This window comes from Kitasatospora sp. NPDC004531, from assembly GCF_053602195.1.
In genome coordinates this window covers 100,971-126,626 of record NZ_JBSGDD010000009.1, presented here as the reverse complement: position 1 = coordinate 126,626, position 25,656 = coordinate 100,971, and the positions used below count along the sequence as shown (strand labels likewise).

Below are 25,656 nucleotides of genomic sequence, written 5' to 3'. Positions count from 1 at the left end.
ACCGAGAAGCGTGAAGCACTGTTGTCGTATCTCGGCAGGGCGCAGCAGAAGGCCGGGGAGCTGTGTGCTGTGGCTCATGTGGCGGGAGCGGCCCTGATGCCGGCCGCCTCGATGGCTGAGGCAGCTGCAGAGATCAGAGGACTGCTGTCGGACGCGCGGGAGGCCGGTGAGCATTTGGTTGATCTGAGTGACAGAGCAGCCCGCCCATCGGGGCTGGGGGCGGGCACGGATTCACAAGGGCCCATTGGATGGACGCGACCAGATGTCCACCGCATCGAGGCGGCCGGACGTGAGGCGGGGCGCTTCGAGGCGCTGTGTCGCAGTGATGCCGGACTGGCAGCCGAGGCCAAAGTGTGGGTTCTCCTCGGTGAGGCAGGACAGGGTAAGACTCATCTGCTGGTGGACGCCACGAAGCGGGCCTTGGCCGAGGGACGCCCGTCGGTAACGGTCTTCGGCGACCAGCTGACTGCTGTCGATCCGCTGACGCAAATTGCAGCACAGCTGGGGCTGGGCTCCCTTCCGCACAAGACGTTCCTGCAAGCCATGGACGTCGCGGGAGCTCTCAGTGGGGCCCGCTTCACGCTGAACATTGACGCGCTGAACGACTCAGAAAATCCCGCGGGTTGGCGGTCCGCCCTACCGGCTCTGGTTGCCGAGGCCGCGCCCTACGAGTACGTGGCGGTGGTGGTCTCCTGCCGATCGTCGCTGCAGCAGACGGTGCTTCCGGACGACCTGCCCGAACGTGGTTACCCCGTCACAATCCATCCCGGCTTCGCCGGACACGAGGTGGAGGGGCTTGAGAAGTACCTACAGAAGGCTCCTTCGGCGTTGCCCCGCACTCCGATTCTGACACCGGCGTTCTCCAATCCACTGTTCGTCAAGCTCTACAGCGACAGCCTGGTGTCCCTGTCGGCTGCCCACCGCGACGCGGGCACCGGTCCGCACCGCAGTGCGGTCTTCGACGCATTCTTGGACAGGAGGGCCGCCCAGATCGACACTCTGTTGGGCCTGGACCCGGCTCAACAGAGTGTCCACCGCGCGGTGCGGGAACTCGCGTCCTTCATGGCGGCGCAAGGCGGGGAGGTGGTGTCGCGTGATCGGGCACGCACCCTGGTGGACAGGTTCGCGCCCGCGGCCCGCTCATGGCCGAACACCATGCTGGGCCAGTTGGTGGCCCACGGCGTGCTCGCCACTGATCGCTACATGCACACCAACGGCCAGTGGGAGAACGGAATCGGCTTCGCCTACCAGGCCTTCAGCGACGACCGGATCGTCCGGGCCGTGCTGGAACAGCACCGGGAGGAGTTGGCAACGGGGGCCTCGGTCGGGCACCTGCAGGTCGGCTCGCCGTTGCATTCGTGGTTGACAGGTGCGTCCGCCAATCTTGTCGACGCCGCGACAGTGCTGCTGCCAGAGGCCACAGGACGGGAACTGATCGACCTTCTTCACCCTGTCGATGTGACGACGGCGCACACCACGGCCGACAGCCATCATCGACTGTTGTGTCGCAGTCTGGTTCACACGCTGGGTCTGCGAGAAGCCGGCCACGTCACCGACCGGACGGTGGCCCTGCTCCACCATGCCTCACGGGCGTTCGGGATGGACGACGACGTCCTTGAGGCGGTCCTGACCGTGACAGCTCAGCCCGGGCATTGCCTCAACGCCGACCGACTCCACCGCAACCTCGTGGCTCACTCCCCTTCGGAGCGCGATGTGTGGTGGGGAATGGCCATCTACTTCATGTTGGATGACGCCTCGGCGTTGCATCGGCTGCTGCGGTGGGCCGAGCAGTTGCCGACGCCACCCACGGTCCGCCCCCAGCCGCAGAACACTTCCCGATGGATCGTCCGGCGCCCTGGCATGTTGCGGCCGTCGACGCCGGCAACGGAGCCTCCGCCGCCGGCAGAGGAAGTAGTGCGGCTGGCAGCGGTCACGCTGGTGTGGACGCTGACCTCCCCCAACCGGTTTCTGCGCGACCGCGCGACCAAAGCCCTGGTCCAGCTTCTCCTGGGGTTCCCGGCGGTCCTCATCGGTTTGTTGGACCGGTTCCTGAAGCATGACGCACAACAGGTGAACGACCCCTACTTGTTCGAACGCCTCGTCCTGGTCGCCTACGGCGTACTGGCGCGCACCCGCGCGCACCAGACTCGCCCGAACCTGCTGCAGCACGTGGCACGAACACTCCTGGAATGCGTCTACGGCGACCGCTCCCATCCAGCCCACGCGTCCAGTAACGCGCTTCTGTGCGGTACAGCCGCCCGCATCGTGAGAATGGCCCACCGGTTCGGCTTGGTCACAGGCAGCGACGAAGCTCTCACCCATCACCCCCACCGGTGCCCGCCGCTGGGCGACGCGCCCGACATGGACGAAGTCGACACGCAGTACCCGAACAAGAAGGCAAATGGGAAGCCGGGTTGGGGGAGCCTGCGAGCATCACTGCTGGGTCTGGCGGACTTCGTCAGTTACGAAGTCCGTCCTGCTGTCGCCCACTTCAGTCAACTCCCCCTCAGCACGCCCATGCCCGCGCCCGTCGGATCCACGCCGCTGCTTCCCGATGCCCTCCAGGCTTTCCGCGAAAGCCTGCCGGAAGCGGTGCGCGACGTGCTGGGATCCCCGGAAGGCGCGCGAAGGCTGCTTCGGGAGACCTGGCAGGCCAAGCAGTGCCTGGACGACGAACAGCAACGCCTGTTGCAGGCATGCGAACCTCCCCCCACCCTCGATCAGCAACTGGCTGCCGCCCCGATCGACAAAGATTGGGCCGCGCGCTGGATTCTGCGCAACGCCGCTGAACGGGGCTGGAGCCCGGAGGAATTCGCGCAGTTCGATAGCCTGCACGGCCACGGCCGTGGCCGCGAGAGCCACAAGGCCGAGCGCTTCGGCAAGAAATACCAGTGGCTCGCCTTCCACGAACTCGTCGAGCGACTTGCCAACTGCCAGCACCTCAAGCCCGGTCCGCGCGGGAAGTTCACCTCGTACCCCGGACCCGATGAGCTGCTCCTGACCGACATCGACCCCACCCTGCCTCCGGCCGCCCACCCCTTGAGCGTGCTCGACGACGGCGACTGGGACGACGAGCGCCATTTCGCCACCTTCCCGTCGAGTGCCCTGGACGGCTGCTGGAACCCGCCAGCCCCTTTCTTGCCCGACCGTGACGGCGTCGACAATTGGATCGCCGGCGCAGAACAGCTTCCGGATCTGGCCCGGACCGCGATCCGAACGATCGACGCAACCGAATGGGTAGTACTGAACGAACATGTCAGCGACCACACCGAAGGCGAGGAGTGGACCGGCCAGGCGGAGCAGTGGCATCTGCTCCACAGCTGGCTCGTGGAGAAGAACCACTTTTCACAGGTTCTGGCGTTCCTTGCCGACAAAACCCTGATGGGCCGCTGGATGCCCGAGTCCCGCGAGTGGCACAGCGTCTTCCTGGCAGACCTACCCCTGCCAGAAGGCGATGAAGCCCGTTTCGGGCTCCACTTCGTCGACTACGGCGCTGCGGACGAACAGCAGGATCCGTCTGCTGCGGGGGAAAGCGCCCAACCGCAGAACGATGCCGACTCGCCGGACGCCGACGAAGTCGCAAGTCTGCTGAGGCAGTACACGACCGGGCTCCGACAGCGTCACAGGCCGACGAAGGAGGACCGGCTCAGAAACCTGGAGAACCTGGCTGGCCGCTGGACACCGTCGCCGTTTGTCGAAGCGACATTCCAAGCCCCCCACCAGCCTCATACCGCCAGCGCCGGGAACGGCACAGTTCTGAAAGCCGTCCCCACCACTGAGGAGTACTCCTGGAGTGGAGGCGGCCACGACTGTTCCCTGGACGCGCCTGCCCACCTGCACCTTCCCTGTGCCCTCTTGCTGACCGGCACCGACCTGCACCGCCACCCCGATAACGGGGACTGGTACGCACCCGACGGCCAATTGATCGTCCGAGCCGTCCACGGTTACCGACCGACCGGAACGGTGACAACGCTGCTCGTTCGACACAGCTGGCTCCAACCGCGGCTGCAGGAACTGAACATGCGCTTGGTATTGGGGCTGTTTGGCGAGCGCCAGCCCCGGAGTACTGATCGCCTGCGGAACTGGTGCGAATTCAGCCAGACTGCCGGGCTCCAACCGCAGGGGCACCTCGATAGCACACCGCTCATCACGAAAGTCCGTCGCACACAGGGCGACTGACCCGGCCCTCACCAGTAGTTGGGTGACTTGGCCTACAGCGGGTCAGGTCACTCCGTGCTCCAGGTAGGCCGTCTCGGACCTCGCCCTGGCAGTCCGAGCGGCGTGGACGCGGCGGGCGAGGCGCGGGACGAGGAGTGCGTCGAGCCGGTCGCCCGAGTGGAAGGCGCACTCGCTGATCTCGACCTGATCGACGACGATCCGATCGAACTCCTCCCCCGGAAGCACACCTCCGTCGAAGACGAAGAGCAGCTTGTCGCCCTCCGCAGGATGGGGCGCCCAGTCCGCAACGAGGAGCCGACCGATCGGCGGGGCGATGCCGAGCTCCTCCCCGACCTCCCGGGCCGCACCTTCACTCGGAGTCTCACCCGCGCGCAGGTAGCCACCGGGAATCTCCCAGCCGGACTTGTAGGTCGGCTTCACGAGAAGGACGCGGTCGTCCTCGTCGAAGAACAGCACGCCGGCGGCGGTAAGGGGCCGGGCCACGACCTCTTGCTGGGGCTGAGAGTCACTCATGGCGCGACTGTAGCCGCCTGCGGCGATCACGCGACGGCGCTGAGCCGCCCGGTGCCTGTGGCACTCCGTGGCCTCCTCGGCACCACGGCTGAGCTGCCCTGCCCGGGCCCGGCTATGATCACGGGCCGACCGAACGACCAGGGGGAACCGTGTCGCCGACCACCGCACCGACCACGCGCTTCGACGCCAACGAGCGCGCCGCCTGGGCCGGGCGGGCCGACGCGTACGCCCGCACGTTCGGGCTGCTGTGCGCGCACACCGTGCCGGAACTGCTGGACGCGGCCGGGGTGGTGGCGGGCACCCGGGTCCTCGATGTGGGCACCGGCCCGGGCACTGTCGCTGCGGCGGCGGGTGCGCGGGGTGCGGAGGTGACTGCCGTGGACGCCGAGCCGAGCATGCTCGAACTCGCCCGCCGGGCCGCCCCGTCCGCCCGTGTCGAAGCGGCGACGCTGCCCGAACTGCCGTTCCAGGAGGGCGAGTTCGATGCGGTGGTCGCCAACTTCGTGCTCAACCACGTCGGCCGCCCGCTGCTCGCCCTGGCCGAGCTGCGCCGCGTCCTGCGACCTGGCGGCCGCCTCGCCCTGACCATCTGGTCCGGCGCCCCGGCCCGGGGGCAGACGCTGATCCCGCAGGCCCTGCAGGCCGCCGGCGCGGTCCGCCCGCCGCAGCTGGGCCCGCTCGACCCGGCCGACGACTTCCCCCGCACCACGGACGGCCTCGCCGCCCTCCTCGCCACCGCCGGCCTCCAGCAGGCCGCCTGCCGCACCCTTGCCTGGGACCACCGCACCACCGCCGACACCTGGTGGTCGGGCCCGGCCTCCGGCGTCGCCACCATCGGCCTCACCCTGCTCGCCCAGAGCGCCGAGACCCAGTCCGAGGCCCGCCGCCACTACGACCGCCTCGCCGCCCCCTTCCGCACCCCGGACGGCACCCTCGCCCTCCCCCACGCCGCCCTCCTCGCCACCGCCACCCGCTGAACCGTCCACCGCACCAAGGACCTCACCCGCCCCGCCTCACGCCCGCTGCGCGGCCCCGCCCAGCAGTTCCTCCACCTCGCGCCGGGGCGTCGCCGCGCCGCGCGGCCCGTAGCCGATCCGGAGCACCAACTGCACGGTGCCGACGCCGGTTTCGGGGTTGCGCAGGCGCCAGCGCGTCTCGGGGAGTTCGACGGCCTGGTGGAGGACGGAGATGCGGACGCCGTGGCCGGTGGCGACTAGCCAGACGCGTTCCATGGCCTGGCCGGCCCGCAGCCAGTCGGCGGGGGTGTCGCCGCGGGTGGAGATGGTGACCAACTGCGGCAGGGCTTCGAAGCGTTGCGAGCCGGCGGGGCCGCGCCCGGTGAAGTCCCGCATGGGGACGCGGGCTTCGTGGTCCTGCGGGCCGAGCGCCTCGACCGGGATGCCGTCAGCGGAGGGTTCGCCGCGCAGCCAACTCCCGGTCTCCGCAAGGCGCGCGGCGTCCGCGACGATGCGCGCCTCGGCCTCCGTGATCAGGGCCAGCACCCGGCGCGCCTCGGACTCCTCCAGCGCTTCCAGGACGGCGTCCTCCGCGGCCGCGGCCGCGATCAGCTCGCCGACCACCGCCTCGGGGACGTCCCGGTTGTTGAACGGCTCCCGGCTGGAGTGCCGCAGCGCGATCGCCTCCGCCAACTCGGCGGTCTCGTACGGGACTCCGGGCGGCCCGAAGTGCACCACGGCGACCGGGCCGGCCGCGTCGAAGGGGCCGGGCAGCAGCTCCAGTTCGTCCACGGGCAGGCCCTGCCGGGCGGCGGCGACCCGCAGGTTGAACAGGGCCGCGCCGACCGACAGCAGCATGCCGCGCCCGTCGGGGTCGGCGACCGGGACGGCGCGTGCGGGGTCGGCGAAGACCAGCACGCCGTGCCCGTCCTCGGCCGGCCGGAACCGCCAGGGCTGGGAGTTGTGCAGCGACGGCGCGGCCCCTGCCGCCGTCACCAGTGTGCGTAGTTCCTGCACGGTGAGCGCCGCCCCCGGTCCGCCCCTCGTACCAGCCGTCGACTCGACCATCGCGGATCACTCCTCGCCGCCGTCGCGTTGCAGGTGTCCCTGTAGCTTGAGCGTGCGCCTCGGCCGACCCGCGCCGGTAGGGCCCAAAGACCCCTGGTGAGCGACCTCCGCCCCTTCCTCCCGAGCATGCACACGCCACGACAGCAGGAACCCGGCCGAGCCGCAGCCCGGGGGTCGACACCGACCCGCCTCGCTCCCGGTTCCCGCAGCACCGCGATGGCGCCCGCCCGCAGCCGTCGCCTGACGTACCGTACAGATCATGGAATTCCGTCACCTGGGCCGCAGCGGCCTGATCGTCAGTGAAATCGCCTACGGCAACTGGCTCACCCACGGTTCGCAGGTCGAGGAGGAGACCGCGGCCGCGTGCATCCGCGCCGCCCTCGACGCGGGCATCACCACCTTCGACACGGCCGACGTGTACGCGGAGACCCGCGCGGAGTCCGTCCTCGGCCGGGCGTTGCAGGGCGAGCGCCGCGAGGGCCTGGAGATCCTCACCAAGGTGTTCTGGCCGACCGGCCCCGGCCGCAACGACCGGGGGCTGGGCCGCAAGCACATCATGGAGTCGATCAACGGCTCGCTGCGCCGCCTGCGGACCGACTACGTGGACGTGTACCAGGCGCACCGCTTCGACCCGTCCACGCCGCTGGAGGAGACCATGGAGGCGTTCGCCGACGTGGTCCGCTCCGGAAAGGCGCTGTACATCGGCGTCTCCGAGTGGACGGCCGAGCAGATCCGGGCCGGCCACGCACTGGCCCGCGAGCTGCGCGTCCCGTTCGTCTCCAACCAGCCGCAGTACAGCGCGCTGTGGCGGGTCATCGAGGGTGAAGTCGTCCCGTTGTCCGAGGAGTTGGGACTCGGCCAGGTGGTCTGGTCGCCGATCGCGCAGGGCGTGCTCACCGGCAAGTACCTGCCCGGCGCGCAGCCGCCGGCCGGCTCCCGCGCCACCGACGAGAAGGGCGGCGCGAACTTCGTGGCCCGCTGGCTGCGCGACGACGTGCTGGAGCGCGTCCAGTTGCTGCGCCCGCTCGCCGACCAGGCGGGGCTGTCGCTCGCCCAACTCGCCGTCGCCTGGGTGCTGCAGAACGCGAACGTGTCGGCGGCGATCATCGGCGCCTCCCGGCCCGAGCAGGTCACCGAGAACGTCAAGGCCGCCGGTGTGAAGCTGGAGCCGGAGCTGCTCGCCCGGATGGACGAGATCCTCGCGCCCGTCGCCGTGTTCGACCCGGCGAAGACCGCCGAGAACGCCCCCAAGGCCCGCCCCTGACCCGCTCCCGGGCCGGTGCCGGGCACCCCGCTGCCACCGCACCGGCCCGGGACGCAAGCACGAACAACTACCCTTCGTCAGAGCCGAGTTCGCTCGGCGACAGGTCCTGCTGCGCCCAGATGGTCTTGCCGTGCCGGCCGTACCTGGTGCCCCAGCGCTGCGCCAACTGCCCGATGATGTACAGGCCGCGGCCGCCCTCGTCGGTGCTCTTGGCCCGCCGCAGGTACGGGGAGCTGTCGGAGCTGTCGGATACTTCGCAGATCAGGCCCGCCTCGTGGATCAGCCGCAGCCGGATCGGCGGCGTCCCGTACCGGATGGCGTTGGTCACCAGCTCGCTGACGATCAGGCCGGTGTCGAGTTCCAGATCCTCCAACCCCCAGGCGGTGAGCTGGTGTTGGGCCAGCCGGCGGGCAGTGCGCACCACCGCCGGGTCGTCGGGGAGCGTCCACACCGCGACCCGTTCGTCCGGCAGCGCCCGGGTGCGGGCGAGCAGCAGCACGGCGTCCTCGCGCTGCCGTTCGGGCAGCAGCGCGTACACCACCCGGTCGCACAGGCCGCGCAGCCGCTCCTCGCCGGCCCGGGCGAGGGAGCGTTCCAGCACGGCCCGGCGCGCGCCCGGGCGGTCCGCCGGGTCGCCGGATTCGCCCGCGCGCTGCCGGCCGGACATCAGGCCGCCGGTGTACAGCGCCAGCACGCTGCCCTCCGCCAGCTCGACGCGGGCCGTCTCGTAGCACTTGTCGCCGCAGCCCAGCGGCAGCGCGGGCTCGACGGCGAACGGCAGCGCCGCGCCGTCCGGGCCGACCAGCACCGGCCCGGGGTGCCCGGCGGACGCGGCGACGCAGGTCCGCGCGATCGGGTCGTAGACCAGGTAGAGGCAGGACGCCAGGCCGTCCGGCAGCCGGTCGGCGCCGGGCGGCAGGGTGTTGCGCTGTTCGTCGGTCAGCACCCGCGCGGCCTCGTCCAGGCGCACCAGCAGCTCGTCCGGCGGCAGGTCCTGCACGGCCAAGGTCCGTAGCGCGGTGCGGAGTTGGCCCATCAGGGCGGCGGCTTCGATGCCGGTGCCGGTGACGCTGCCGATGGCCAGGCCGACCCGGGCGGCGGACAGCGGGACGATGTCGTACCAGTCGCCGCCGGGTCCGACGGCGCCGGGCAGGTAGACCTGGGCGGTCTCCACGGCGCTCACCACCGGCGGTTCCCTGGGCAGGAGTTGGCGTTGCAGGGTGGTGGCGATGGAACGTTCGCGGGCGTAGCTGCGGGCCTTGTCGATGGACAGGGCCCCGCGGGTGGCGAGTTCGACGGCGAGTTCGAGGTCGGCCTGTTCGAAGGGGTCGGTGCGCCGGTCGCGGTACAGGGTGAGCAGGCCGAGGACGGTGTCGTGGGCGGTCAGCGGCGCGACGATCATCGAGTGCACGCCGAGCCGGGTCAGCCGCTGTCCGCGGACGGGGTCGGCGGTCAGCCAGTCCTCGTCGCCGTTCAGGCCGCGCAGCAGGCGGGCCCGGCCGTCGTCCAGCACCTGGCTGTAGGGGGTGGGCGCGCCGTAGGTGGAGAGTTCGCCGCGCGGGACGGGGCCCTGTTCGCCGATCGGCCGGCCGGGGCCCCGGGTGGCGCGGAAGGCGGCGCGGCGCAGCGGGGCGGCGGGGTCGACGGGTCCGGCGTGCGGCGGGAGTCCGCGCAGGGGGTCGTCGAGCAGGTCGACGGTGGCGATGTCGGCGAGGCGCGGCACGGCGACGTCGGTGAGTTCCTCGGCGGATCCGATGGCGTCCAGGGAGGCGCCGAGTTGGCGGTGTGCGGTGTGCAGGATGTCGAGGCGGTCGAGGTCGGCCTGGCGTTCGGTGACGTCCTCGATGGCGGCGACCAGGTAGCGGTGGCCGGCGGGGGTTTCGATCGGGAAGAACGAGACCGCGCCGATCCGGTCGCGGCAGGGGTCCGCGGGGGCGCGGCCGCGGATCAGGCGGGCGCGGATCCATTCGCCGTCCTGGAGGGACTGGCGGGCGAGCGTCTCGAGTTCGGCGGCGTCGAAGCCGGGGGCGAAGTCGCCGGCGCAGCGGGCGGCGGTCTCGGTGTCGGGCCGGGTGTCGCCGCCGCGGGCGACCTTGTTGCGGCGCAGCGGGCGGAGGTCCTGGTCGAGCAGGTAGAGGCCGATCGGGGCCTGGGTGAACGCGGTGTCGAGCAGTTCCGGGTCCTCGTCGGGCGTGGGGTGGGTGCCGTCGTGTCGGGTGCTCATCGCGGCAGGTCTCCTGTCGGGCGGGCCGGCACGGGCCGGAAGGCGATCAGGGCGATGTCGTCGCGGACGTCGGCGACCCGGTCGGCGAGGTGTTCGCACAGGTCGTGCAGCGGCCGGTGGCGGGCTGCGGCGGCGGCTTCGCAGAGGCGGGCGATGCCGTCGCCCAGGTGTTCGCCGGGGACTTCGACCAGGCCGTCGGTGTAGAACAGCAGGGTTTCGCCGGGGCTCATCGGTTCGCGGTGGGTGCTGCGGGTGCGGCGGGCGTCGACGCACAGCGGGAGGTCGGCGTCCTCGGCGGTGAGCAGCCGGGGCGGTCCGGTGGCGGGGATCAGGACGGGCGGCGGGTGGCCGGCGTTGCTCCACTCGACCTCCCAGTCGCCGTCCGTGCCGGTGCGGGTGAGGCGGGCGTGCACGGCGGTGGCGAAGCCGCCGATGTCGAGTCCTTCGGCGGCGGTGTCGAGTTCGCGCAGGGTGTCGGCGGGGGTGCGGCCGTGCTGGCGGGTGTAGGCGATGGAGCGCAGCATGGCGCGGAGTTGGCCCATGGTGGTGGCGGCGGCAAGGTCGTGGCCGGCGACGTCGCCGATGGTCATGGCGAGGGAGCCGTCGAGGAGGGTGAAGGCGTCGTACCAGTCGCCGCCGACTTCGGCGTTGCGGCTGCCGGGCCGGTAGCGGGCGGCGATCTCGGCGCCGTCGATGCGGGGCGGGTGGGTGAGCATGGCGCGTTGCAGGACGACGGCGGCGTGTCGGGCGCGTTGCAGGGCGAGGGCCTGGCGCAGGGGGGCTTGGGCGCGTTGCAGGACTTCGTGCTGGAGGTCGATGTCGGCGGGTCCGGGCGGGGGTGCGCCTTCGCAGGTGGCGGTGGCGGCGAGGGCGACGACGGCGCCGTCGACGACGATCGGCAGCAGGGTGAGGCTGGTGGCGCGGGCGCGGGTGAGCCAGCGGGCGGAGATCTCGGGGACGGTGCTGCCGGGGAGGGTGCCGCCGGTGAGCCGGAGGACGAGCGGAGTGCGGTCGGTAAGCGCTTTCCGTACGCGTGCTCCGAGGGTGAAGTCCTGCCGGTTGATGGGCGGCAGCGGGGGCAGTCCGGGGCGGGCGACGGAGGCGATCCGGGTGGCGACGACGTCGCCGGCGGCGTCGGTCTCGCGCAGCAGGTAGACGGCGCACACGTCGGTGAGGTCGGGGACGAGGGTGGTGGCGAGGGCGGCGAAGGCGTCCTCGGGGCGTTCGGCCTCGGTGACGGCGCCGGCCCGGGCGAGCAGGCGTTCGCGCAGCCGGTTGCGCCACTGGTCCTCGATGTCGCTGGTGGTGCCGATCCATTCGGCGTCTCCGTGGTCGCGGACGATGGGGACACCGCGGGCGCGGACGTGCCGGTAGCCGCCGTCCCGGCCGCGGACCCGGAAGACGTGTTCGAAGGCGTTGGGCAGGTCGCGGGCGGCGTCGGCCCAGTGGGCGGCGACCTGTTCGCGGTCCTGGGGGTGAACGACGTCCAGCCAGCCGGTGCCGCCCGCTTCGTCGAAGGGCTGCCCGGTGAGGTTCTGCCAGCCGGGGACGAGTTCGTCGGCGGTGCCGTCGGTGTGGACCAGCCAGACCATCTGGGCGGCGGCGGCCATCAGGGCTTCGTAGCGCCGCAGGGTCTGCAGGCGTTCGACGGAGAGGCGTTCGGCTTCCAGGGCGGAGTGCAGTTCGGCGGTGGTGTCGATGGCGGCGGCCAGGATGCCGGGGCCCTGCGGGGTGCCGGCGGGCGAGCAGGAGTAGACGAAGTGCCGGTGGACGGTGCCGCCTTCCGGGCAGCTCAGCGTGCGCGGGGCGGTGACCTGGCGGGCGGTGCCGTCGGCGAGCACCGCGTCGAGGGTGGCGACGAAGCGTTCGGCGCCGGGTTCGGTGAACACCTCGCGGGCGGGGACGCCGAGCGGGCGGTCGCCGAACAGGTCCCGGAACGCGTCGTTGACGTAGACCAGTCGGTGTTCGCGGCCGACGGTCAGCGCGATCGCCACGATCGCCCGGTCGAACACCTCGGGTGTCAGTGGTGTGTCGGCCACCCCGCCGGTCCTCCTCCCGCCCGCGTGCCGCGGGTTGTCAGGCGAGCAACTTGCTCTTCGCCGCGCGGAATTCCTCCTCGGAGATGGCGCCGCTGTTCTTCAGGTCGGCGAGCCGGGCGAGTTCGTCCACGTGCCGGGGTCCGGTGTCCCGGTTCTCGGTGCCGGCGGCTTTGCGGATGTAGTTCTGGACGTCGCTCTCGGCCTGCATGGCGAGCGCCCGGTCGCGGTTGGCCATGGATTTGCCGCGGGCGATCAGGTAGACCAGCACGCCCAGGTAGGGCAGCAGGATGACGAAGATCGTCCAACCCGCCTTGCCCCAGCCGCCCATGTCGTGGCTGCGGAAGATGTCGGTGATCACCTTGAACAGCAGGAAGAACCAGAGGATCCACAGGAACAGCCACAGCATCGTCCAGAACAGGTTGAGCAGCGGGTAGTCGTCCATCGAGGGGGGCTCCCTTCCATAGGTCCTTCGAGAGGTATCACCACATTCCGGACGCCGCACTCCGGCCGGGCCGTGCTTCAGCGGTCGTTCGGTGTGATCCGCCAGGCGAGCAGGACGACCAGGAACGAGGCGGCGCTGAATCCGGTGGACCACCAAGCGATGGCGCTGTCGCCGCGCATCCAGGCGTCGGTGGCGACGGTGAGCGCCCACAGCTGGCCGATGACGACGGTGACGGCGAGCGCGACGCGGGCGGTGAGGACGGCGGAGCGTTCCGGCTGCTGGTCGGTGCCCGCGCCGGGGCCGGGGCCGGTCGCGGTGACCCGGGCGTCGGCGTAGCCGGAGGTCGGCCGGATCTGCGGGTAGCGTTCGTGGAGGGGCCGGTTGAGGCGCGGCTCGTCGCTGCCGGGGTGGTAGCCCTCGGGGAAGTGGCCTTCGGGAACGCTCATCGCTCAGCTACTTTCTGACGCTTCGTCAACTTCCTTTGTCAACAGATCAGTTGCCGGTCGGACAACCGGCGGCGTCGGCCAGTGCGGGGTCGCGCTCGCGCAGGCCCCGGCACAGGCCCGCCTGTTCGTCCTCGCCGGAGCGGGCGGTGCCGATCGCCCACACCGCGCCCTGGGCGTCCTCGACCACGACCACCTTGGGCAGCGGCCGGGGCGGCGGACCGGCCGTGACGGCGCCGGTGCGGGAGTCGAACCTGCCTTCGTGGCACGGGCAGTAGAGGTCGCCGTCGGGTCCGTGGTCGCGCCGCCACAGCACGCCGCAGGCGAGGTGGGTGCAGACGGTGGAGTAGCCGACCAGGGTGCCGTCGGGCAGCCGGATCGCCATCGCCCGGTCGTCCTGGCCGGGGTAGTCGAAGGCCACCGCCTGCCCGCGCTCCAGCCGGTCGGCGACCTTCAGCGGCGGGGCGCTGCCGTCGCCGTGGCGGTGCAGCACGCCCGCCGAGACGACGGCGGAGCCGACCACCAGGCCGCCGGAGACGGTGGTGACGATCCGCAGGTAGTCGCGGCGGGTGGTGAGCGAGTCGGCGCTGATCCGTTCGCGCAGCGCGGCCTGTTCGGCGCGGTGGCCGTCATCGGGGTGGTGGCCGTCCTCGGCGCGGTGGCCGTCGGCGGGGCGGTCGGGTCCGGGCGGGTTGGCGGGGCTGGTCACGCCGGCGCTCCGTTCCCGGGCGTGGGGCGCCCGTTGACCTCGATCAGGTTCAGCGTGCCGCCGGGGACGGGGGCTCGCCGTTCGGGCGGCACGACCATGGCGACGCCGGTGGAGACGGTGACGGCGCCGAAGGCGAACACGGTGGAGACGTCCACGCCCGGCCGCTCGGCCTGCAACTCCTCGACGGTGCCGTAGAACAGCGCGCCGGTGGGGCAGACGGTGGCGCACATCGGGGCGAGGCCGTAGGAGGTGCGGTCGTAGCAGAGGTTGCACTTCAGCTGGAGCTTGGCTTCGAGGTCGATCTTGGGCACGCCGAACGGGCAGGCGTTGACGCAGTTCGCGCAGCCGATGCAGCGGGTCGGGTCGGCCTCGTGGACGACGCCGTCGGCGGTGATCAGGATCGCCTCGGCGGGGCAGACCTCGGCGCACGGCGCGACGGGGTCCTCGCAGTGCATGCAGACGGTGGGCAGCGAGGCGACGGTGCGCCCCTCGTCGGGGTAGTCCAGGTGGATCATCGACTTTCCGCGGTGCGAGTCGCATTCGCGGCACGCGGACACGCAGGCCTGGCAGCCGATGCAGCGCCCGGGGTCGATGAAGATGGTGCGTCCCAGCATCGCGGGTCAGCCCCTCTCGGCGGTGCCGCGGCCCTGCGGCGAGGTCGGCGGCAGCGGGTCGGTGCGCGACACCTGGGCCGCCGGGTACGCCTCGCGGCCGGGCGGGGTGGGCGGCGCGGGCACCTCGTCGACGGCCCGGGCGCGTTCGATCCGTACCGCGCACACCTTGTACTCGGGGATCTTGGAGCGCGGGTCGAGGGCGTCGTTGGTCAACTCGTTGGCGGCGACGGGGTACGGCCAGTGGTAGGGCACGAAGACGTGGTCGGGCCGGATCGCCTCGGTGACCAGTGCGGGCAGCACCGCGCTGCCGCGCCGGGTGATCACCCGCACGGGTTCGCCGTTGCGGAAGCCCTGCGAGGGGTGCACCTCCACCCACGGGCGCGGCGTCTGCTCGACCAGCGCGCCCAGGCGCCGGGTCTGGTTGCCGGACAGGAAGTGCGCGACGGTGCGGCCGGTGGTCAGCGTCATCGGGAAGTCGTCGTCGTACGGGTCGGCCGGCGGGTGCCACTCGACCGCCTGGAGGTGGATCCTGCCGTCCGGGTGGTAGCTCCTGCCGTCCTCGAACAGCCTTGGCGTTCCCGGGTGTTCGAGGCTCGGGCAGGGCCAGACCAGGCCGCCGGTCCGCTCCAGCCGGTCGTAGGTGATGCCGTAGTAGTCGATCACGGTGCCGGCCGAGGCGCGGCGCAGTTCGTCGAACACGTCGCGCGAGCCCTCGAAGGCGAACTTGCTCCCCACGCCCAGGCGTCGGGCGATCTCGCACATCACCCAGGTGTCGGTGCGCACGCCCTCCGGAGGTTCCTGCGCCTTGTTGTGCTTGACCACGCGGGCCTCGGCGTTGGCCATCACGCCCTCGTCCTCGGCCCAGGTGGTGACGGGGAACACCACGTGCGCGTTGGCGGCGGTCTCGGAGAGGAAGAAGTCGAGCTGGGCGTGGAACTCCAGCTTGTCGTAACCGTCCTTCACCACCGCGTAGTTGGGCAGCGAGACGAACGGGTTGTTGCAGACGCCGATCAGGCCGCGGATCTCCTGGCGCTGCATCTGCCACACCATTTCCATCATCGAGGTTCCGGCGGGCGGGAGTTCGGCCTCCTCGATGCCCCAGATCGCGGCGATCTGGCGGCGGTGCGCGGGGTCGTTGATGGACCTGCCGCCGGGCAGCAGGTCGGCCTTCTGACCGTGTTCGCGGCCGCCCTGCCCGTTGCCCTGTCCGGTCAGCGTGCCGTAACCGGCGCCCGGGCGGCCCAGGTTGCCGGTGGCGGTGCACAGGTTGATCACGGTCAGGCAGTTCTCCACGCCCTGGGTGTGGTGCTCGATGCCGCGCGCGTGCCACGCCATCGCCCGCGGCGCCCGCCCGAACTCCCGTGCCACCTGGACGATCTGCTCGGCGGGGATGCCGCAGATCTCGGCCGCCCGGCTCGGCGGGCAGGCCTTGACGGCGGCCTTGACCTCCTCCCAGCCCGAGGCGTGTGCCGCCAGGAACGCCTCGTCCGTCAGGCCCTCCTCGACGATCACGTGCAGCACCGCGTTGAAGAACGCCGCGTCCGTACCGGACCTGAGTGCGACGTGGATGTCGGCGGTGCGGGCGATCGCGGTCTCGCGCGGGTCGACCACGATCAGCGTCGCGCCCCGGTCCCGGGCGCCCCACACGTACTGGGTGAGCACCGGGAAGCACTCGCCGACGTTCGCCCCGGCGAGCAGCAGGCAGTCGGTCCGCAGCATGTCGGAGAACGGGTTGCCCGCCCGGTCGATACCGAACGCCAGCTTGTTGGCGCCCGCCGCGCTCACCATGCACAGCCGGCCGTTGTAGTCCACGTGCCGGGTCCGCAGCGCGACCCGGGCGAACTTGCCCACCAGGTAGGTCTTTTCGGAGAACAGGCTGGCCCCGCCGAGCATCCCGAACGCGTCCCGGCCGTGCGCGCGCTGGATCCGGCCGATCTGCCCCACCGTGAACTCCAACGCCTCGTCCCAACTCACCTCCCGGAACGGCTGGTTGCGGTCCCGGCGCATCAGCGGCGCGGTCAGCCGGTCCGGGTGGTTGACCTGCTGGTAGGCGTTGATCCCCTTGGGGCACAGGCGCATTCGGTTGATGTCGTGGTTGCGCGGCTCGACGCCGAACACCCGGCCGCCGCCGTCCACCCGCAGGTACATGCCGCACTGGACGCCGCAGAAGCAGCAGTGCGTGGGGACGAGGGTCTGCTCCCGCTGGTCGGCCCGCCAGGCGGCAGCGGGCAGGCCGCCGGCGTCGCGGAAGTCGCGCGTCCCGAGCGGGGCGACGCTCGGGTCCAGCGGGACGTGTTCGGCGGTCACTTGGGGCCCCGCTCGGGGACGCGCTCGGGGCGCCGCCCTGGGTGCCGCCCGGGGTCGTACTGGGTGCCGGTGCTCACTTGAAGCCCCGCTTGACGCTAGACAGGTACGCGCCGCCGCGCAGCACCCGCTTGCAGCGCGGGCAGTACTCGACCCACTGGTCGAAGTCGAGCCGCAGGTCGCGCATGGTGGCGCGGAGGTTGTCGACGGCGGCGGCGGTGTCGATCGGCTGCCCGCAGCGGCGGCAGGCCCGCAGCTCCTCGGCGTCCGAACCGCTGCGCCGCGCCGCGTACTTGAACAGCTGCATGCCGACCGCCGCCGGGCGCTGCACGATGTGGAAGAACTTCCCGAACGGCAGGTAGACCAGGGTGAGCACCACCGAGGCCATGTGCAGGATCGCCAGGAACTCGTAGCCGCCGCCGTGCAGGAACATCTCGGAGAAGGTCAGCAGCAGGCCGGTCACCGAGATGGTGAGCAGCGCCAGCAGCGGCACGAAGTCGTAGCCGAAGCGCTGTCCGGTGGTCGCCGCCCGGTCCCGCACCCGCCGCCAGAGGAAGTAGCCGGTGCCGCCGATCACCATCACGGCGGCCAGGTCGAGGCCGTGGTAGAGCGCCCAGCCGAGGAAGCTGCCGGAGTCGAAGCCGAACAGTTTCAGCCCCCACAGCCGCATCTCGTAGCCGGGCCCGGCCGCGCCGGAGGAGGTGAAGGTGAACCAGCCCCAGGTCAGCGGGAAGGTGATGGCCGCCGCCAACAGGCAGCCCCAGAAGATGAGTTGGTGTGCCGCCCAGCGGGCGTGCGAGCGGGCGCCGAGGAACTTCTGGAAGCCCAGGTAGGTGGCGATCATCTTCGGCAGCGCGGTCGGCGAGCGCTTCAGGTTCTCCCAGGACAGCGCCGCGCGCCAGCCCTCGCGGAACAGCCGCCGGGCGGCCGGGGCGGAGACCCACATCATGTACCGGTACACCACGCCGAAGGTCAGGAACACCGACGCCACGGCGTACGGCACCAGGGCGGAGTCGAAGTCCCGCAACTCCCGGCTGCCGAGCAGGATCGCCGCGATCAGCGCCACGCTCGCCGCCCCGGCCACCATCGAGGCCCGGCCGGCGGCCGCCAGCGACGGGCCCGGCGGCGGGTCCGCCCGCACCGCTCCCCTGCCGTACGGCGGCGGCCGGTCGGCCGTGCTTCCCCCGGGGGGTGATGGTGTCGCGGCCACGCGCACGCTCCCAGCGCTCGACTCGGTCCGGTGGTCGGTCGGACGCCCGAGGACCGGCCCCTGGCACCCTCCCGACTCCGGACGCTAGCCAGCACTCCCGCCCACCGCACCACCGGTGGCACGTCACTGCGCCGAACGGCCGAACACCACCGAGCGTCATCAAGAGGGCCTTCGCACACGGTGGTTGATCGGAACTCAGGCCCTCTTCGAGTCTTGACCGGCACCCCCCGAGTAGTTACGGTACTGCTTCATGTTGAAGAACGTACATAACTCTCCCGCCCCCGATCCCGCCCTGCTCCAGGACCACGACGGCCACCTCTACGACCCCGGCGTGCGCAGCTCGATGAGCGCGTTCGCGCTCGGCGACGACACCCTCGCCCTGGAGGCCGCCGCCGCCGTCCGCTCCGCCTCCCAGTCCGTCGACCGCCTGCGCGCCCACGGCGCGGGCGGGCGGGGCCTGAGTTCGGGGGCGCTCGACCTGCTCACCCGGCTCGCCGGCGCCGACGAGCAGGGGCTGACCATCGGCGAACTGGCCCGCGCGGCCGGGGTCAGCTCCCGCAACGTCACCGGGCTGGTCGACACCCTGGAACGCGAATCGCTGGCCCGCCGCACCCAGCACCCCGAGGACCGGCGCTCGGTCCGCGTCACCATCACCCCCGCCGGCCGCGAGTGGCTCGACGCGTTCCGGCTGCCCACGCAGCGCGCCATGTCCGCGATCTTCCGGGGCTTCACGCCCGAGGAGCTCGCGCAGTTCCGGCACCTGTGCCTGCGGCTGGTCGCCAACCAGCAGCAGTTGGAGCAGTACCTGGGCGGCGGCGCGGGGCGGTCCTGACCGGCGGTCGGGTTCCGGGTGCCAGGTTCGGTGGCCGGGGGCCGGGTTCGGTGGCCGGGGGCCGGGTTCGGTGGCCGGGGGCCGGGTTCGGTGGCCGGGTTCGGCTATCGGAAGGAGTCGGCATTGCGCGCGCACCAGTCCGCGAAGCTTCCCGGGCGCCGTCCGAGCAGGCGCTCCACGGTGTCCGTGCGCAGCCCGACGGTGTCGGCGCGCATCAGCGTGAACCCTTCGACGATGGCGTCGGCCAGCGCCTGCGGCACGCCGCCGGGGAAGCGGGCGCGGACGGCCTCGGCGGGCGTCTGCGCGGCGCGGACCTCGATGGCGCGGCCGGTCGCCTCGGCGAGGATCGCCACCTGCTCGGCGACCGTCAGGCACTCGTCGCCGGTCAGCACGTACTCCCGGCCCAGGTGGCCGTCCTCGGTGAGGACCTCGGCGGCGACGGCGGCGATGTCGGCGGGGTCGATCGGCGCGAACCGGCCCGGGCCGACCGGGTCCAGGACGTAGCCCTCGGCGCGGATCGTCCCCGTCCACTCCAGGGCGTTGGTCATGAACCCGCCGGGCCGCAGGATCGTCGCCGGGATGCCGCTGCCGCGCACGATCTCCTCGCGCGCGTGGTGCCAGCGCCCCATCGCGGGCATCGGGTCGCCGAGGACGTTCGCCGAGGACAGGTGCACCACGCGCCGCACTCCGGCGGCCCGGGCGGCGGCGACGGCGTGCTCGGTGTGCGCGGTGCCGATCCCCGGGGTGAGCAGGAACAGCCGGTCGACGCCGTCCAACGCGCGCGCCAGCGTGCCGGGTTGGTCGAGGTCACCGACCACGCGTTCGGCCCGCGCGGGCAGTTCGGCCGCGCGGGCCGGGTCGCGGACCAGCAGGCGCAGTTCGGCGCCGGCGGCGTCGAGTGCGCGGACGAGTTCCGTTCCGATGTTTCCGGTCGCGCCGGTGATCAGTATCATCAGTCCCCCTGGAGACGTTAGCCGTCTATCGATTCGGCGAGAACGTTAGCCAGGAACTGATTGATCGTCAATTACCTTTGGACATCAGCCTGTTCACCATGGGAGGACCACCCGATGCCCGAGTTCCTCGACCTGCACGGCAAGACCTCGAAGGCCGTGCGGGCCCTCGCCGACGGGGCGATGCGCCGGCACGGCCTCCACCTCGGCCAGAACCACCTGCTCGCCGCGCTGTGGGAACGCGACGGCCGCACCCCCGGCGAGATCGCCGCCGCCGTGAACGTCACCACGCCCACCGTGGTCAAGATGGCCACCCGGATGGCCACCGCCGGGCTCCTCACCCGCCGCCCCGACGACCGGGACAACCGCCTGGTCCGGCTCTGGCTCACCGACGCCGGGCGCGCCCTGCGGGAGCCCGTCGAGGCCGAACGCCTCGCCATGGAGCAGCAGTTGACGGCCGACCTCACCCCCACCGAGCGCCGGTACCTGCTCAGCGCCCTCGCCAAGATCCACCGTTCGGCGGCCGACCTGTTGGCCGCCGCCCCCGCCGACTCCTGACCGCGGCCCAGGCCAGGCCCAGCGCCGGCAGGCACTCCTGAACGCCGACCAGCTCGATGTCCTCGCGGCGGTGCCGCTCCCAGACCTCCCGCGTCAACCGCCACCGCCGGATCGGCGCGACCTCCCCGCGGCGAAAGCATCGCTCCCGGCCTCCCGCGATCCCCCGCAGCCACCGCCACTCGCGTTCCGAACTGCCCGCGTACAGCGACATCGGATCGTCGAACGGCCACGGCGGCGCATCGGCAACTCCCGCCCGCACCACCGGAACCAGCCGCAACAGCAACTCGTCCGACGCCCGGCCATCGTCAGGCGCGGCATCCGGACCTGGACGTCCAGCGGAGGGTAGGTGTGCGTCACCCCCGGACGCCACGAGGCCCGCGCAATCGACCTTCGCGCGTCAACGCCCCTGCTGGGCACAAGCGTTGACGGCCGACGTGCCCGGCACCGAGATCAGTGCAGCTCGCACTCCCCCGCCTCAAGACGCGCACACAACACCCCAAGCGGGCAAGCACGTTGGCGGTGGAACACCGCCTGCCGGAGACGTAGCACCCGGGCGCCGCCGCCGTGCGGTCAGTCGGTGCGCGGCGCGGCCGTGCTGTCGCGCAGCACCACCTCGGCGTAGGCGTGCGCCGTGTCGGCCCTGCCCCCGCTGCCGCCCTCGCGGAGGGCCATCCGGACGGCGGACTCGCCCATCTTGGCGAGCGGCAGGCGCACGGTGCTCAGGGCCGGGGCCAGGTCGGTCGCCAGCGGGATGTCGTCGAAGCCGGCCACCGAGATCTCGCCGGGGACGGAGATGCCCCGGTCGCGCAGTTCGGCGAGGACGCCGGCGGCGCAGATGTCGGAGAGGGCGAGGACGGCGGTGGGCGGCGGGGTTCCACCCTCCCGGGCGACGTCCAGGATGCGGGCCATCGCGGCGCGGCCGCCCTCACGGGTGAACTCCGTACGCTGGAGCATCCCTTCGGCCGGTGCCAGGCCGCGCTCGGCCAGCGCGTCCAGGACGCCGTCGAGGCGGTCCTCGGCGACCCGCATCCGCTCCGGGCCGGTGATCACCGCGAAGTGGCGGTGGCCGAGCCGGGCCAGCTCGCCGGTGAGCAGCGCCGCGCCCTCCCGGTTGGCCACCTCGACGGTGTCGTACAGCGGGCCGTGGTCGGTGATGGCGGCGACTCGGCCGCCCTGCTCCTGATAGGCCGCCAGCACCTCGTCGAGCTGCTGGATCACCGAGACGTCGTTGTACGCGGAGCCGGCCAGGATGATCGCCCGGACCCGGTGCGCGTGCAGCATCCGGATCGCCTCCAGCTCCCGCCGGGGATCGCCGTCCGTGCTGGTCACCAGCGACAGCAGGCCCGCCCGGGCGGCCGCGTCGCCGACGGCCCGGGCGATGCCGCCGAAGTACGGGTCGGCGACGTCGTGCAGCAGCACCCCGATGGTCGCGCCGGAGGACCGGGCCAGCGCCTGGGCGGGCGCGTTGGGCAGGTAGCCGAGCGCGTCGGCGCTCGCCCGGACCTTCGCCGAGAGCTGCTCCGTCACCGACCGCGCCGAGCCGTTCAGGGCCCGGGAGGCGGTGGCCAGCGAGACACCAGCGTGCCGCGCCACATCCCCGAGAGTGACAGCCACCCGATTGCTCCCCGTTCCACTCGCCCTGCTCGCCGATGATCGAGGGACAGGTTACCGCTCGGCCCCCTCCGGTTGACCGAGGCGATCGCGGTGCCTTGACCGGGGCGGGCGGGCCGCTTAGCCTCGGCACATGGAAAGCGCTTTCCAAGGGTCTTGCGCGGCCGGACTGGAAAGCGCTTTCCAGTAGCTCGCACCGAGCTTCGCAGTACCTGATCCGCTTCCCCGAACAGTCCCCGAACCGCACGGTCGGGGCGGTCGGCAGGCCGAGTTGGAAAGCGCTTTCCCGCACCCCTCCGGGGCATCCGCAGGCGCATGCGGAAAGCGCTTTCCAACCCCGCCCGCCACCCACCGTCCCGAGCGTCGTCACCTCCGCCACGGAAAGGACCCCCCATGTCCCGCAGGGTCATCGGCATCGTCATGAACGGCGTCACCGGCCGGATGGGTTACCGCCAGCACCTGGTGCGCTCGATCCTGGCCATCCGCGAACAGGGCGGCCTCCCGCTGGGCGACGGCCAGGTGCTGTGGCCGGAGCCGATCCTGGTCGGGCGCAGCGCCGCCAAGCTGGAGGAGCTGGCGAAGCGGCACGGCCTGTCGCACTGGACCACCTCGCTGGACGAGGCGCTGGCGCACCCGCTGGCGGAGATCTACTTCGACGCCCAGGTCACCCAGGCCCGCGAGTCCGCGATCAAGGCGGCGATCGCGGCCGGGAAGCACATCTACACCGAGAAGCCGACCGCCGAGTCGCTGGACGCGGCGCTGGAGCTGGCGCGCCTGGCCCGGGCCGCCGGGGTCTGCAACGGCGCGGTGCAGGACAAGCTGTTCCTGCCGGGCCTGCTGAAGCTGAAGCGTCTGGTGGACGGCGGCTTCTTCGGCCGGATCCTGTCGGTGCGCGGCGAGTTCGGCTACTGGGTGTTCGAGGGCGACTGGCAGGACGCGCAGCGCCCGTCCTGGAACTACCGCGCCGAGGACGGCGGCGGCATGATCCTGGACATGTTCCCGCACTGGCGCTACGTGCTGGACGGCATCATCGCCCCGGTCCGCTCGGTGTACGCGCACACCGCCACCCACATTCCGCAGCGCGTGGACGAGCAGGGCCGTCCGTACCCGGCGACGGCGGACGACGCCGCGTACGGCGTGTTCGAGCTGGAGGGTGGCATCGTCGCCCAGGTCAACTCCTCCTGGGCGGTCCGGGTGGACCGTGACGAGCTGGTGGAGTTCCAGGTCGACGGCACCGAGGGCAGCGCCGTCGCCGGCCTGCGCAACTGCCGCATCCAGCACCGCGGTTCGACCCCGAAGCCGGTGTGGAACCCGGACCTCCCGGCCACCGAGCGGTTCCGTGACCAGTGGCAGCAGGTGCCGGACAACGCCGAGTTCGACAACGGCTTCAAGGTGCAGTGGGAGCTGTTCCTCAAGCACGTGGTGACCGGCGCCCCGTACCAGTGGGACCTGCTGGAGGGCGCGAAGGGCGTCCAGCTGGCCGAGCTCGGCCTGCGCTCCGCCCGCGAGGGCCGCCGCCTGGACGTGCCGGAGCTCAGCCTCTGACCCGCCGAGGCCGGGCCGTCCGCTCCACCCGGCCCCGTCTCCCCTCCCCCTCTCCTCCCTCCCCCTCCCGATCCGCGTGATCACCGATCCCAAGGCCTGACACCATGACTCATCTCGATCTGCCCGGCATCGGCCGGTACCAGTTGCGCGAGCCCGTGGCGCTCGCCGCCCCGTCGGGGCCGGCCTCGTCCCGGGTGGCGTTCGCGGCCGCCCACGTGGTGGCCGACCCGCTGGGCGGGAACGCCCCCGGTGCGCCGGCCGCCGTGGACTGGGAGGGGACGCTCAAGTTCCGGCACCGGCTCTGGGAGTTGGGCCTCGGCGTGGCCGACGCGATGGACACCGCCCAGCGCGGGATGGGCCTGGACTGGGCCGCGACCCAGGAGCTGATCGCCCGCTCGGGCGCGGCGGCGAAGTCGGTCGGCGGCCGGCTGGCGTGCGGCGTGGGCACCGACCAACTGGCTTCCGTGAACGTCTCGTTGGCCGAGGTCTCGGCGGCGTACGAGGAGCAGCTCGCGGTGGTCGAGGCGGCGGGTGCGCAGCCGATCCTGATGGCGAGCCGGGCGCTGGCGGCGTCGGCGCGCGGTCCGGAGGACTACCTGTCGGTGTACGGGAAGCTGGTCGAGCAGGCCGAACGGCCGGTGATTCTGCACTGGTTGGGCGAGATGTTCGATCCGGCGCTGGCCGGCTACTGGGGTTCGGCGGATCTGGACGAGGCCGCGCAGACGGTGCTGGAGCTGATCCGCAGCCACCCGGGGCGGATCGACGGCATCAAGGTGTCGCTGCTGGACGCGGGCCGGGAGATCGCGCTGCGGCGTGAACTGCCGTCCGGGGTGCGGATGTACACGGGTGACGACTTCAACTACCCGGAGCTGGTGCGGGGTGACGAGGTCGGTCACAGTGACGCGCTGCTGGGCGTGTTCGACCCGATCGCGGAGGTCGCGGCGGCGGCGCTGCGGGCCCTGGACGAGGGTGAACCGGCGCGCTACGACGAGCTGTTCGCGCCGACGGTGCCGCTGGCCCGGCACCTGTTCGCGGCGCCGACGTTCCACTACAAGACCGGCATCGTGTTCCTGGCGTGGCTGTGCGGGCACCAGGACCACTTCACCATGGTGGCGGGTGCGCAGAGCGGCCGTTCGGTGAGCCACCTGGTGGAGCTGTTCCGACTGGCGGACGAGGCTGGGGTGTTGGCCGATCCGGAGCTGGCCGCGGGCCGGATGCGGGAGTTCCTGGCGCTGGCGGGGGTGCGGGCGTGAGCGCGGCGGAGCTGAAGCCGGCCGAGGGGTGCGAGCGGCTGTCGCTGAACCAGATCACCACCAAGGGCTGGAGCCTGGAGGAGGCGGTGCGCGGCTGCGTGGACGCCGGGATTCCGGCGATCGGCCTGTGGCGGGACAAGGTCGCCGAGGCGGGTCTGGCCCGGGCGGCGCGGCTGTGCCGGGACGCGGGTCTCGCGGTGAGCAGCCTGTGCCGGGGCGGGTTCCTGACGGCCGGGGACGAGTCGGCGCGGCGGGCGGCGTTCGCGGACAACCTGGCGGCGATCGAGGAGGCGGCCGAACTCGGCACCGACACCTTGGTGTTGGTGGTCGGCGGCCTGCCGGCGGGCAGCCGTGACCTGGTGGGGGCGCGCCGCCAGGTCGCCGACATGATCGGTGAACTCGCGCCGCACGCCGGTGACTTCGGGGTGCGGTTGGCGATCGAGCCGCTGCACCCGATGTTCTGCGCGGACCGGGCGGTGGTCTCCACGCTGGGCCAGGCGCTGGATCTGGCGGAGGCCCACCCGGCCGAGCAGGTCGGTGTCGTGGTGGACAGCTACCACGTGTGGTGGGACCCGGAGTTGGAGCGGCAGATCGCCCGCGCGGGTGCGGGTCGCCGGATCGCCTCCTACCAGGTGTGCGACTGGACGCTGCCGCTGCCGGCGGACGCGCTGCTGGGCCGGGGCCATGTCGGCGACGGGCACATCGACTTCGGTTGGCTGACCGACCGGGTGGCCGCGGCCGGCTACGACGGCTGGATCGAGGTCGAGCTGTTCAACGAGCAGGTGTGGAACACCCCGGGCGAGCAGACCCTCGCCACCGTCAAGGAGCGCCACCGCGCGCACCTGGTGCGCGGCTGACACCCCGACCCGGCGGGTCGGCCGCTCGTCGGCCGGCCCGTCGTGTCGTGGCGTGCGGCTCGCGCTGCACTTGAATGGTGGGGCC

20 protein-coding genes are annotated in these 25,656 nt (G+C 72.1%); 8 read left to right on the top strand and 12 right to left on the bottom strand.

The annotated features are described in order from the left end of the window. The first annotated feature begins 96 nt into the window (after positions 1–96). Positions 97–4,179 (top strand): hypothetical protein, encoded by a 4,083-nt coding sequence (locus ACWEMJ_RS07065; protein ID WP_452135945.1) that lies wholly within the window; start codon positions 97–99, stop codon positions 4,177–4,179. A 42-nt stretch (positions 4,180–4,221) separates the two neighbouring features. On the opposite strand, the gene ACWEMJ_RS07060 is transcribed toward ACWEMJ_RS07065, so the two are convergent. Next, the gene (locus ACWEMJ_RS07060; protein ID WP_452135944.1) at positions 4,222–4,692 is read right to left on the bottom strand and encodes an NUDIX domain-containing protein; all 471 of its coding nucleotides are present in this window, start codon (positions 4,690–4,692) and stop codon (positions 4,222–4,224) included. 149 nt (positions 4,693–4,841) lie between these two features. Here ACWEMJ_RS07060 and ACWEMJ_RS07055 point away from each other — a divergent pair, with 149 nt between their 5' ends. Continuing rightward, a complete protein-coding gene (locus ACWEMJ_RS07055; RefSeq protein WP_452135943.1) occupies positions 4,842–5,669 on the top strand; it encodes a class I SAM-dependent methyltransferase in 828 nt (275 codons plus the stop codon). 36 nt (positions 5,670–5,705) lie between these two features. On the opposite strand, the gene ACWEMJ_RS07050 is transcribed toward ACWEMJ_RS07055, so the two are convergent. Next, positions 5,706–6,716, bottom strand: coding sequence for an Acg family FMN-binding oxidoreductase (locus ACWEMJ_RS07050; protein WP_452135942.1), 1,011 nt, complete (start codon positions 6,714–6,716; stop codon positions 5,706–5,708). Positions 6,717–6,975: 259 nt separating this feature from the next. On the opposite strand from ACWEMJ_RS07050, the gene ACWEMJ_RS07045 reads away from it, so the two are divergent. Continuing rightward, the gene (locus ACWEMJ_RS07045) at positions 6,976–7,980 is read left to right on the top strand and encodes an aldo/keto reductase family protein (RefSeq protein ID WP_452135941.1); all 1,005 of its coding nucleotides are present in this window, start codon (positions 6,976–6,978) and stop codon (positions 7,978–7,980) included. Between the two features lie 67 nt (positions 7,981–8,047). Here ACWEMJ_RS07045 and ACWEMJ_RS07040 read toward each other — a convergent pair whose 3' ends face one another. The 8 genes from ACWEMJ_RS07040 to ACWEMJ_RS07005 form a co-directional block, all read right to left on the bottom strand. Then, positions 8,048–10,204 (bottom strand): SpoIIE family protein phosphatase, encoded by a 2,157-nt coding sequence (locus ACWEMJ_RS07040; RefSeq protein WP_452135940.1) that lies wholly within the window; start codon positions 10,202–10,204, stop codon positions 8,048–8,050. Then, positions 10,201–12,243: a SpoIIE family protein phosphatase gene (locus ACWEMJ_RS07035; RefSeq protein WP_452135939.1), complete on the bottom strand. Its 2,043-nt coding sequence runs from the start codon at positions 12,241–12,243 to the stop codon at positions 10,201–10,203. Before ACWEMJ_RS07035 ends, ACWEMJ_RS07040 begins: the two co-directional genes overlap by 4 nt. 37 nt (positions 12,244–12,280) lie before the next feature. Then, positions 12,281–12,685: an SHOCT domain-containing protein gene (locus tag ACWEMJ_RS07030; RefSeq protein WP_452135938.1), complete on the bottom strand. Its 405-nt coding sequence runs from the start codon at positions 12,683–12,685 to the stop codon at positions 12,281–12,283. Between the two features lie 77 nt (positions 12,686–12,762). Continuing rightward, the gene (locus ACWEMJ_RS07025; protein ID WP_452135937.1) at positions 12,763–13,131 is read right to left on the bottom strand and encodes a hypothetical protein; all 369 of its coding nucleotides are present in this window, start codon (positions 13,129–13,131) and stop codon (positions 12,763–12,765) included. Positions 13,132–13,177: 46 nt separating this feature from the next. Next, positions 13,178–13,837, bottom strand: coding sequence for a QcrA and Rieske domain-containing protein (locus tag ACWEMJ_RS07020; RefSeq protein WP_452135936.1), 660 nt, complete (start codon positions 13,835–13,837; stop codon positions 13,178–13,180). Beyond that, the gene (locus ACWEMJ_RS07015) at positions 13,834–14,451 is read right to left on the bottom strand and encodes a 4Fe-4S dicluster domain-containing protein (RefSeq protein WP_452135935.1); all 618 of its coding nucleotides are present in this window, start codon (positions 14,449–14,451) and stop codon (positions 13,834–13,836) included. Before ACWEMJ_RS07015 ends, ACWEMJ_RS07020 begins: the two co-directional genes overlap by 4 nt. A 6-nt stretch (positions 14,452–14,457) precedes the next feature. After that, on the bottom strand, positions 14,458–16,758 hold the full coding sequence (locus ACWEMJ_RS07010; RefSeq protein ID WP_452135934.1) for a molybdopterin oxidoreductase family protein: 2,301 nt from the start codon (positions 16,756–16,758) through the stop codon (positions 14,458–14,460). Between the two features lie 73 nt (positions 16,759–16,831). After that, positions 16,832–17,842, bottom strand: coding sequence for an MFS transporter (locus ACWEMJ_RS07005; RefSeq protein ID WP_452135949.1), 1,011 nt, complete (start codon positions 17,840–17,842; stop codon positions 16,832–16,834). A gap of 373 nt (positions 17,843–18,215) precedes the next feature. On the opposite strand from ACWEMJ_RS07005, the gene ACWEMJ_RS07000 reads away from it, so the two are divergent. Next, complete coding sequence (locus ACWEMJ_RS07000; RefSeq protein ID WP_452135933.1) at positions 18,216–18,797, top strand: MarR family winged helix-turn-helix transcriptional regulator; 582 nt, start codon at positions 18,216–18,218, stop codon at positions 18,795–18,797. A 104-nt stretch (positions 18,798–18,901) separates the two neighbouring features. On the opposite strand, the gene ACWEMJ_RS06995 is transcribed toward ACWEMJ_RS07000, so the two are convergent. Beyond that, complete coding sequence (locus ACWEMJ_RS06995; RefSeq protein ID WP_452135932.1) at positions 18,902–19,750, bottom strand: NAD(P)H-binding protein; 849 nt, start codon at positions 19,748–19,750, stop codon at positions 18,902–18,904. A 114-nt stretch (positions 19,751–19,864) separates the two neighbouring features. Here ACWEMJ_RS06995 and ACWEMJ_RS06990 point away from each other — a divergent pair, with 114 nt between their 5' ends. Next, positions 19,865–20,305, top strand: coding sequence for a MarR family winged helix-turn-helix transcriptional regulator (locus ACWEMJ_RS06990; RefSeq protein WP_452135931.1), 441 nt, complete (start codon positions 19,865–19,867; stop codon positions 20,303–20,305). Between the two features lie 570 nt (positions 20,306–20,875). Here ACWEMJ_RS06990 and ACWEMJ_RS06985 read toward each other — a convergent pair. Continuing rightward, positions 20,876–21,898: a LacI family DNA-binding transcriptional regulator gene (locus tag ACWEMJ_RS06985; RefSeq protein ID WP_452135930.1), complete on the bottom strand. Its 1,023-nt coding sequence runs from the start codon at positions 21,896–21,898 to the stop codon at positions 20,876–20,878. A 411-nt stretch (positions 21,899–22,309) separates the two neighbouring features. On the opposite strand from ACWEMJ_RS06985, the gene ACWEMJ_RS06980 reads away from it, so the two are divergent. From ACWEMJ_RS06980 to ACWEMJ_RS06970, 3 genes are all read left to right on the top strand, one after another. Beyond that, positions 22,310–23,461 carry a Gfo/Idh/MocA family protein gene (locus ACWEMJ_RS06980; protein ID WP_452135929.1) on the top strand — a complete coding sequence of 384 codons (1,152 nt, stop codon included), beginning with the start codon at positions 22,310–22,312 and terminating at the stop codon, positions 23,459–23,461. 104 nt (positions 23,462–23,565) lie between these two features. Beyond that, positions 23,566–24,714: a dihydrodipicolinate synthase family protein gene (locus ACWEMJ_RS06975; RefSeq protein WP_452135928.1), complete on the top strand. Its 1,149-nt coding sequence runs from the start codon at positions 23,566–23,568 to the stop codon at positions 24,712–24,714. Then, positions 24,711–25,571, top strand: coding sequence for a sugar phosphate isomerase/epimerase family protein (locus ACWEMJ_RS06970; RefSeq protein WP_452135927.1), 861 nt, complete (start codon positions 24,711–24,713; stop codon positions 25,569–25,571). The genes ACWEMJ_RS06975 and ACWEMJ_RS06970 overlap by 4 nt, the downstream gene beginning before the upstream one ends. Positions 25,572–25,656 lie beyond the last annotated feature (85 nt).

Coding starts and splice junctions, on each gene's coding strand:
- ACWEMJ_RS07065 (WP_452135945.1), top strand. CDS start 97: ATGCCGGCCGCCTCGATGGCTGAGGCAGCTGCAGAGATCAGAGGACTG.
- ACWEMJ_RS07060 (WP_452135944.1), bottom strand. CDS start 4,692: ATGAGTGACTCTCAGCCCCAGCAAGAGGTCGTGGCCCGGCCCCTTACC.
- ACWEMJ_RS07050 (WP_452135942.1), bottom strand. CDS start 6,716: ATGGTCGAGTCGACGGCTGGTACGAGGGGCGGACCGGGGGCGGCGCTC.
- ACWEMJ_RS07045 (WP_452135941.1), top strand. CDS start 6,976: ATGGAATTCCGTCACCTGGGCCGCAGCGGCCTGATCGTCAGTGAAATC.
- ACWEMJ_RS07040 (WP_452135940.1), bottom strand. CDS start 10,204: ATGAGCACCCGACACGACGGCACCCACCCCACGCCCGACGAGGACCCG.
- ACWEMJ_RS07030 (WP_452135938.1), bottom strand. CDS start 12,685: ATGGACGACTACCCGCTGCTCAACCTGTTCTGGACGATGCTGTGGCTG.
- ACWEMJ_RS07025 (WP_452135937.1), bottom strand. CDS start 13,131: ATGAGCGTTCCCGAAGGCCACTTCCCCGAGGGCTACCACCCCGGCAGC.
- ACWEMJ_RS07015 (WP_452135935.1), bottom strand. CDS start 14,451: ATGCTGGGACGCACCATCTTCATCGACCCCGGGCGCTGCATCGGCTGC.
- ACWEMJ_RS07005 (WP_452135949.1), bottom strand. CDS start 17,842: ATGGTGGCCGGGGCGGCGAGCGTGGCGCTGATCGCGGCGATCCTGCTC.
- ACWEMJ_RS07000 (WP_452135933.1), top strand. CDS start 18,216: ATGTTGAAGAACGTACATAACTCTCCCGCCCCCGATCCCGCCCTGCTC.
- ACWEMJ_RS06995 (WP_452135932.1), bottom strand. CDS start 19,750: ATGATACTGATCACCGGCGCGACCGGAAACATCGGAACGGAACTCGTC.
- ACWEMJ_RS06990 (WP_452135931.1), top strand. CDS start 19,865: ATGCCCGAGTTCCTCGACCTGCACGGCAAGACCTCGAAGGCCGTGCGG.
- ACWEMJ_RS06980 (WP_452135929.1), top strand. CDS start 22,310: ATGTCCCGCAGGGTCATCGGCATCGTCATGAACGGCGTCACCGGCCGG.
- ACWEMJ_RS06975 (WP_452135928.1), top strand. CDS start 23,566: ATGACTCATCTCGATCTGCCCGGCATCGGCCGGTACCAGTTGCGCGAG.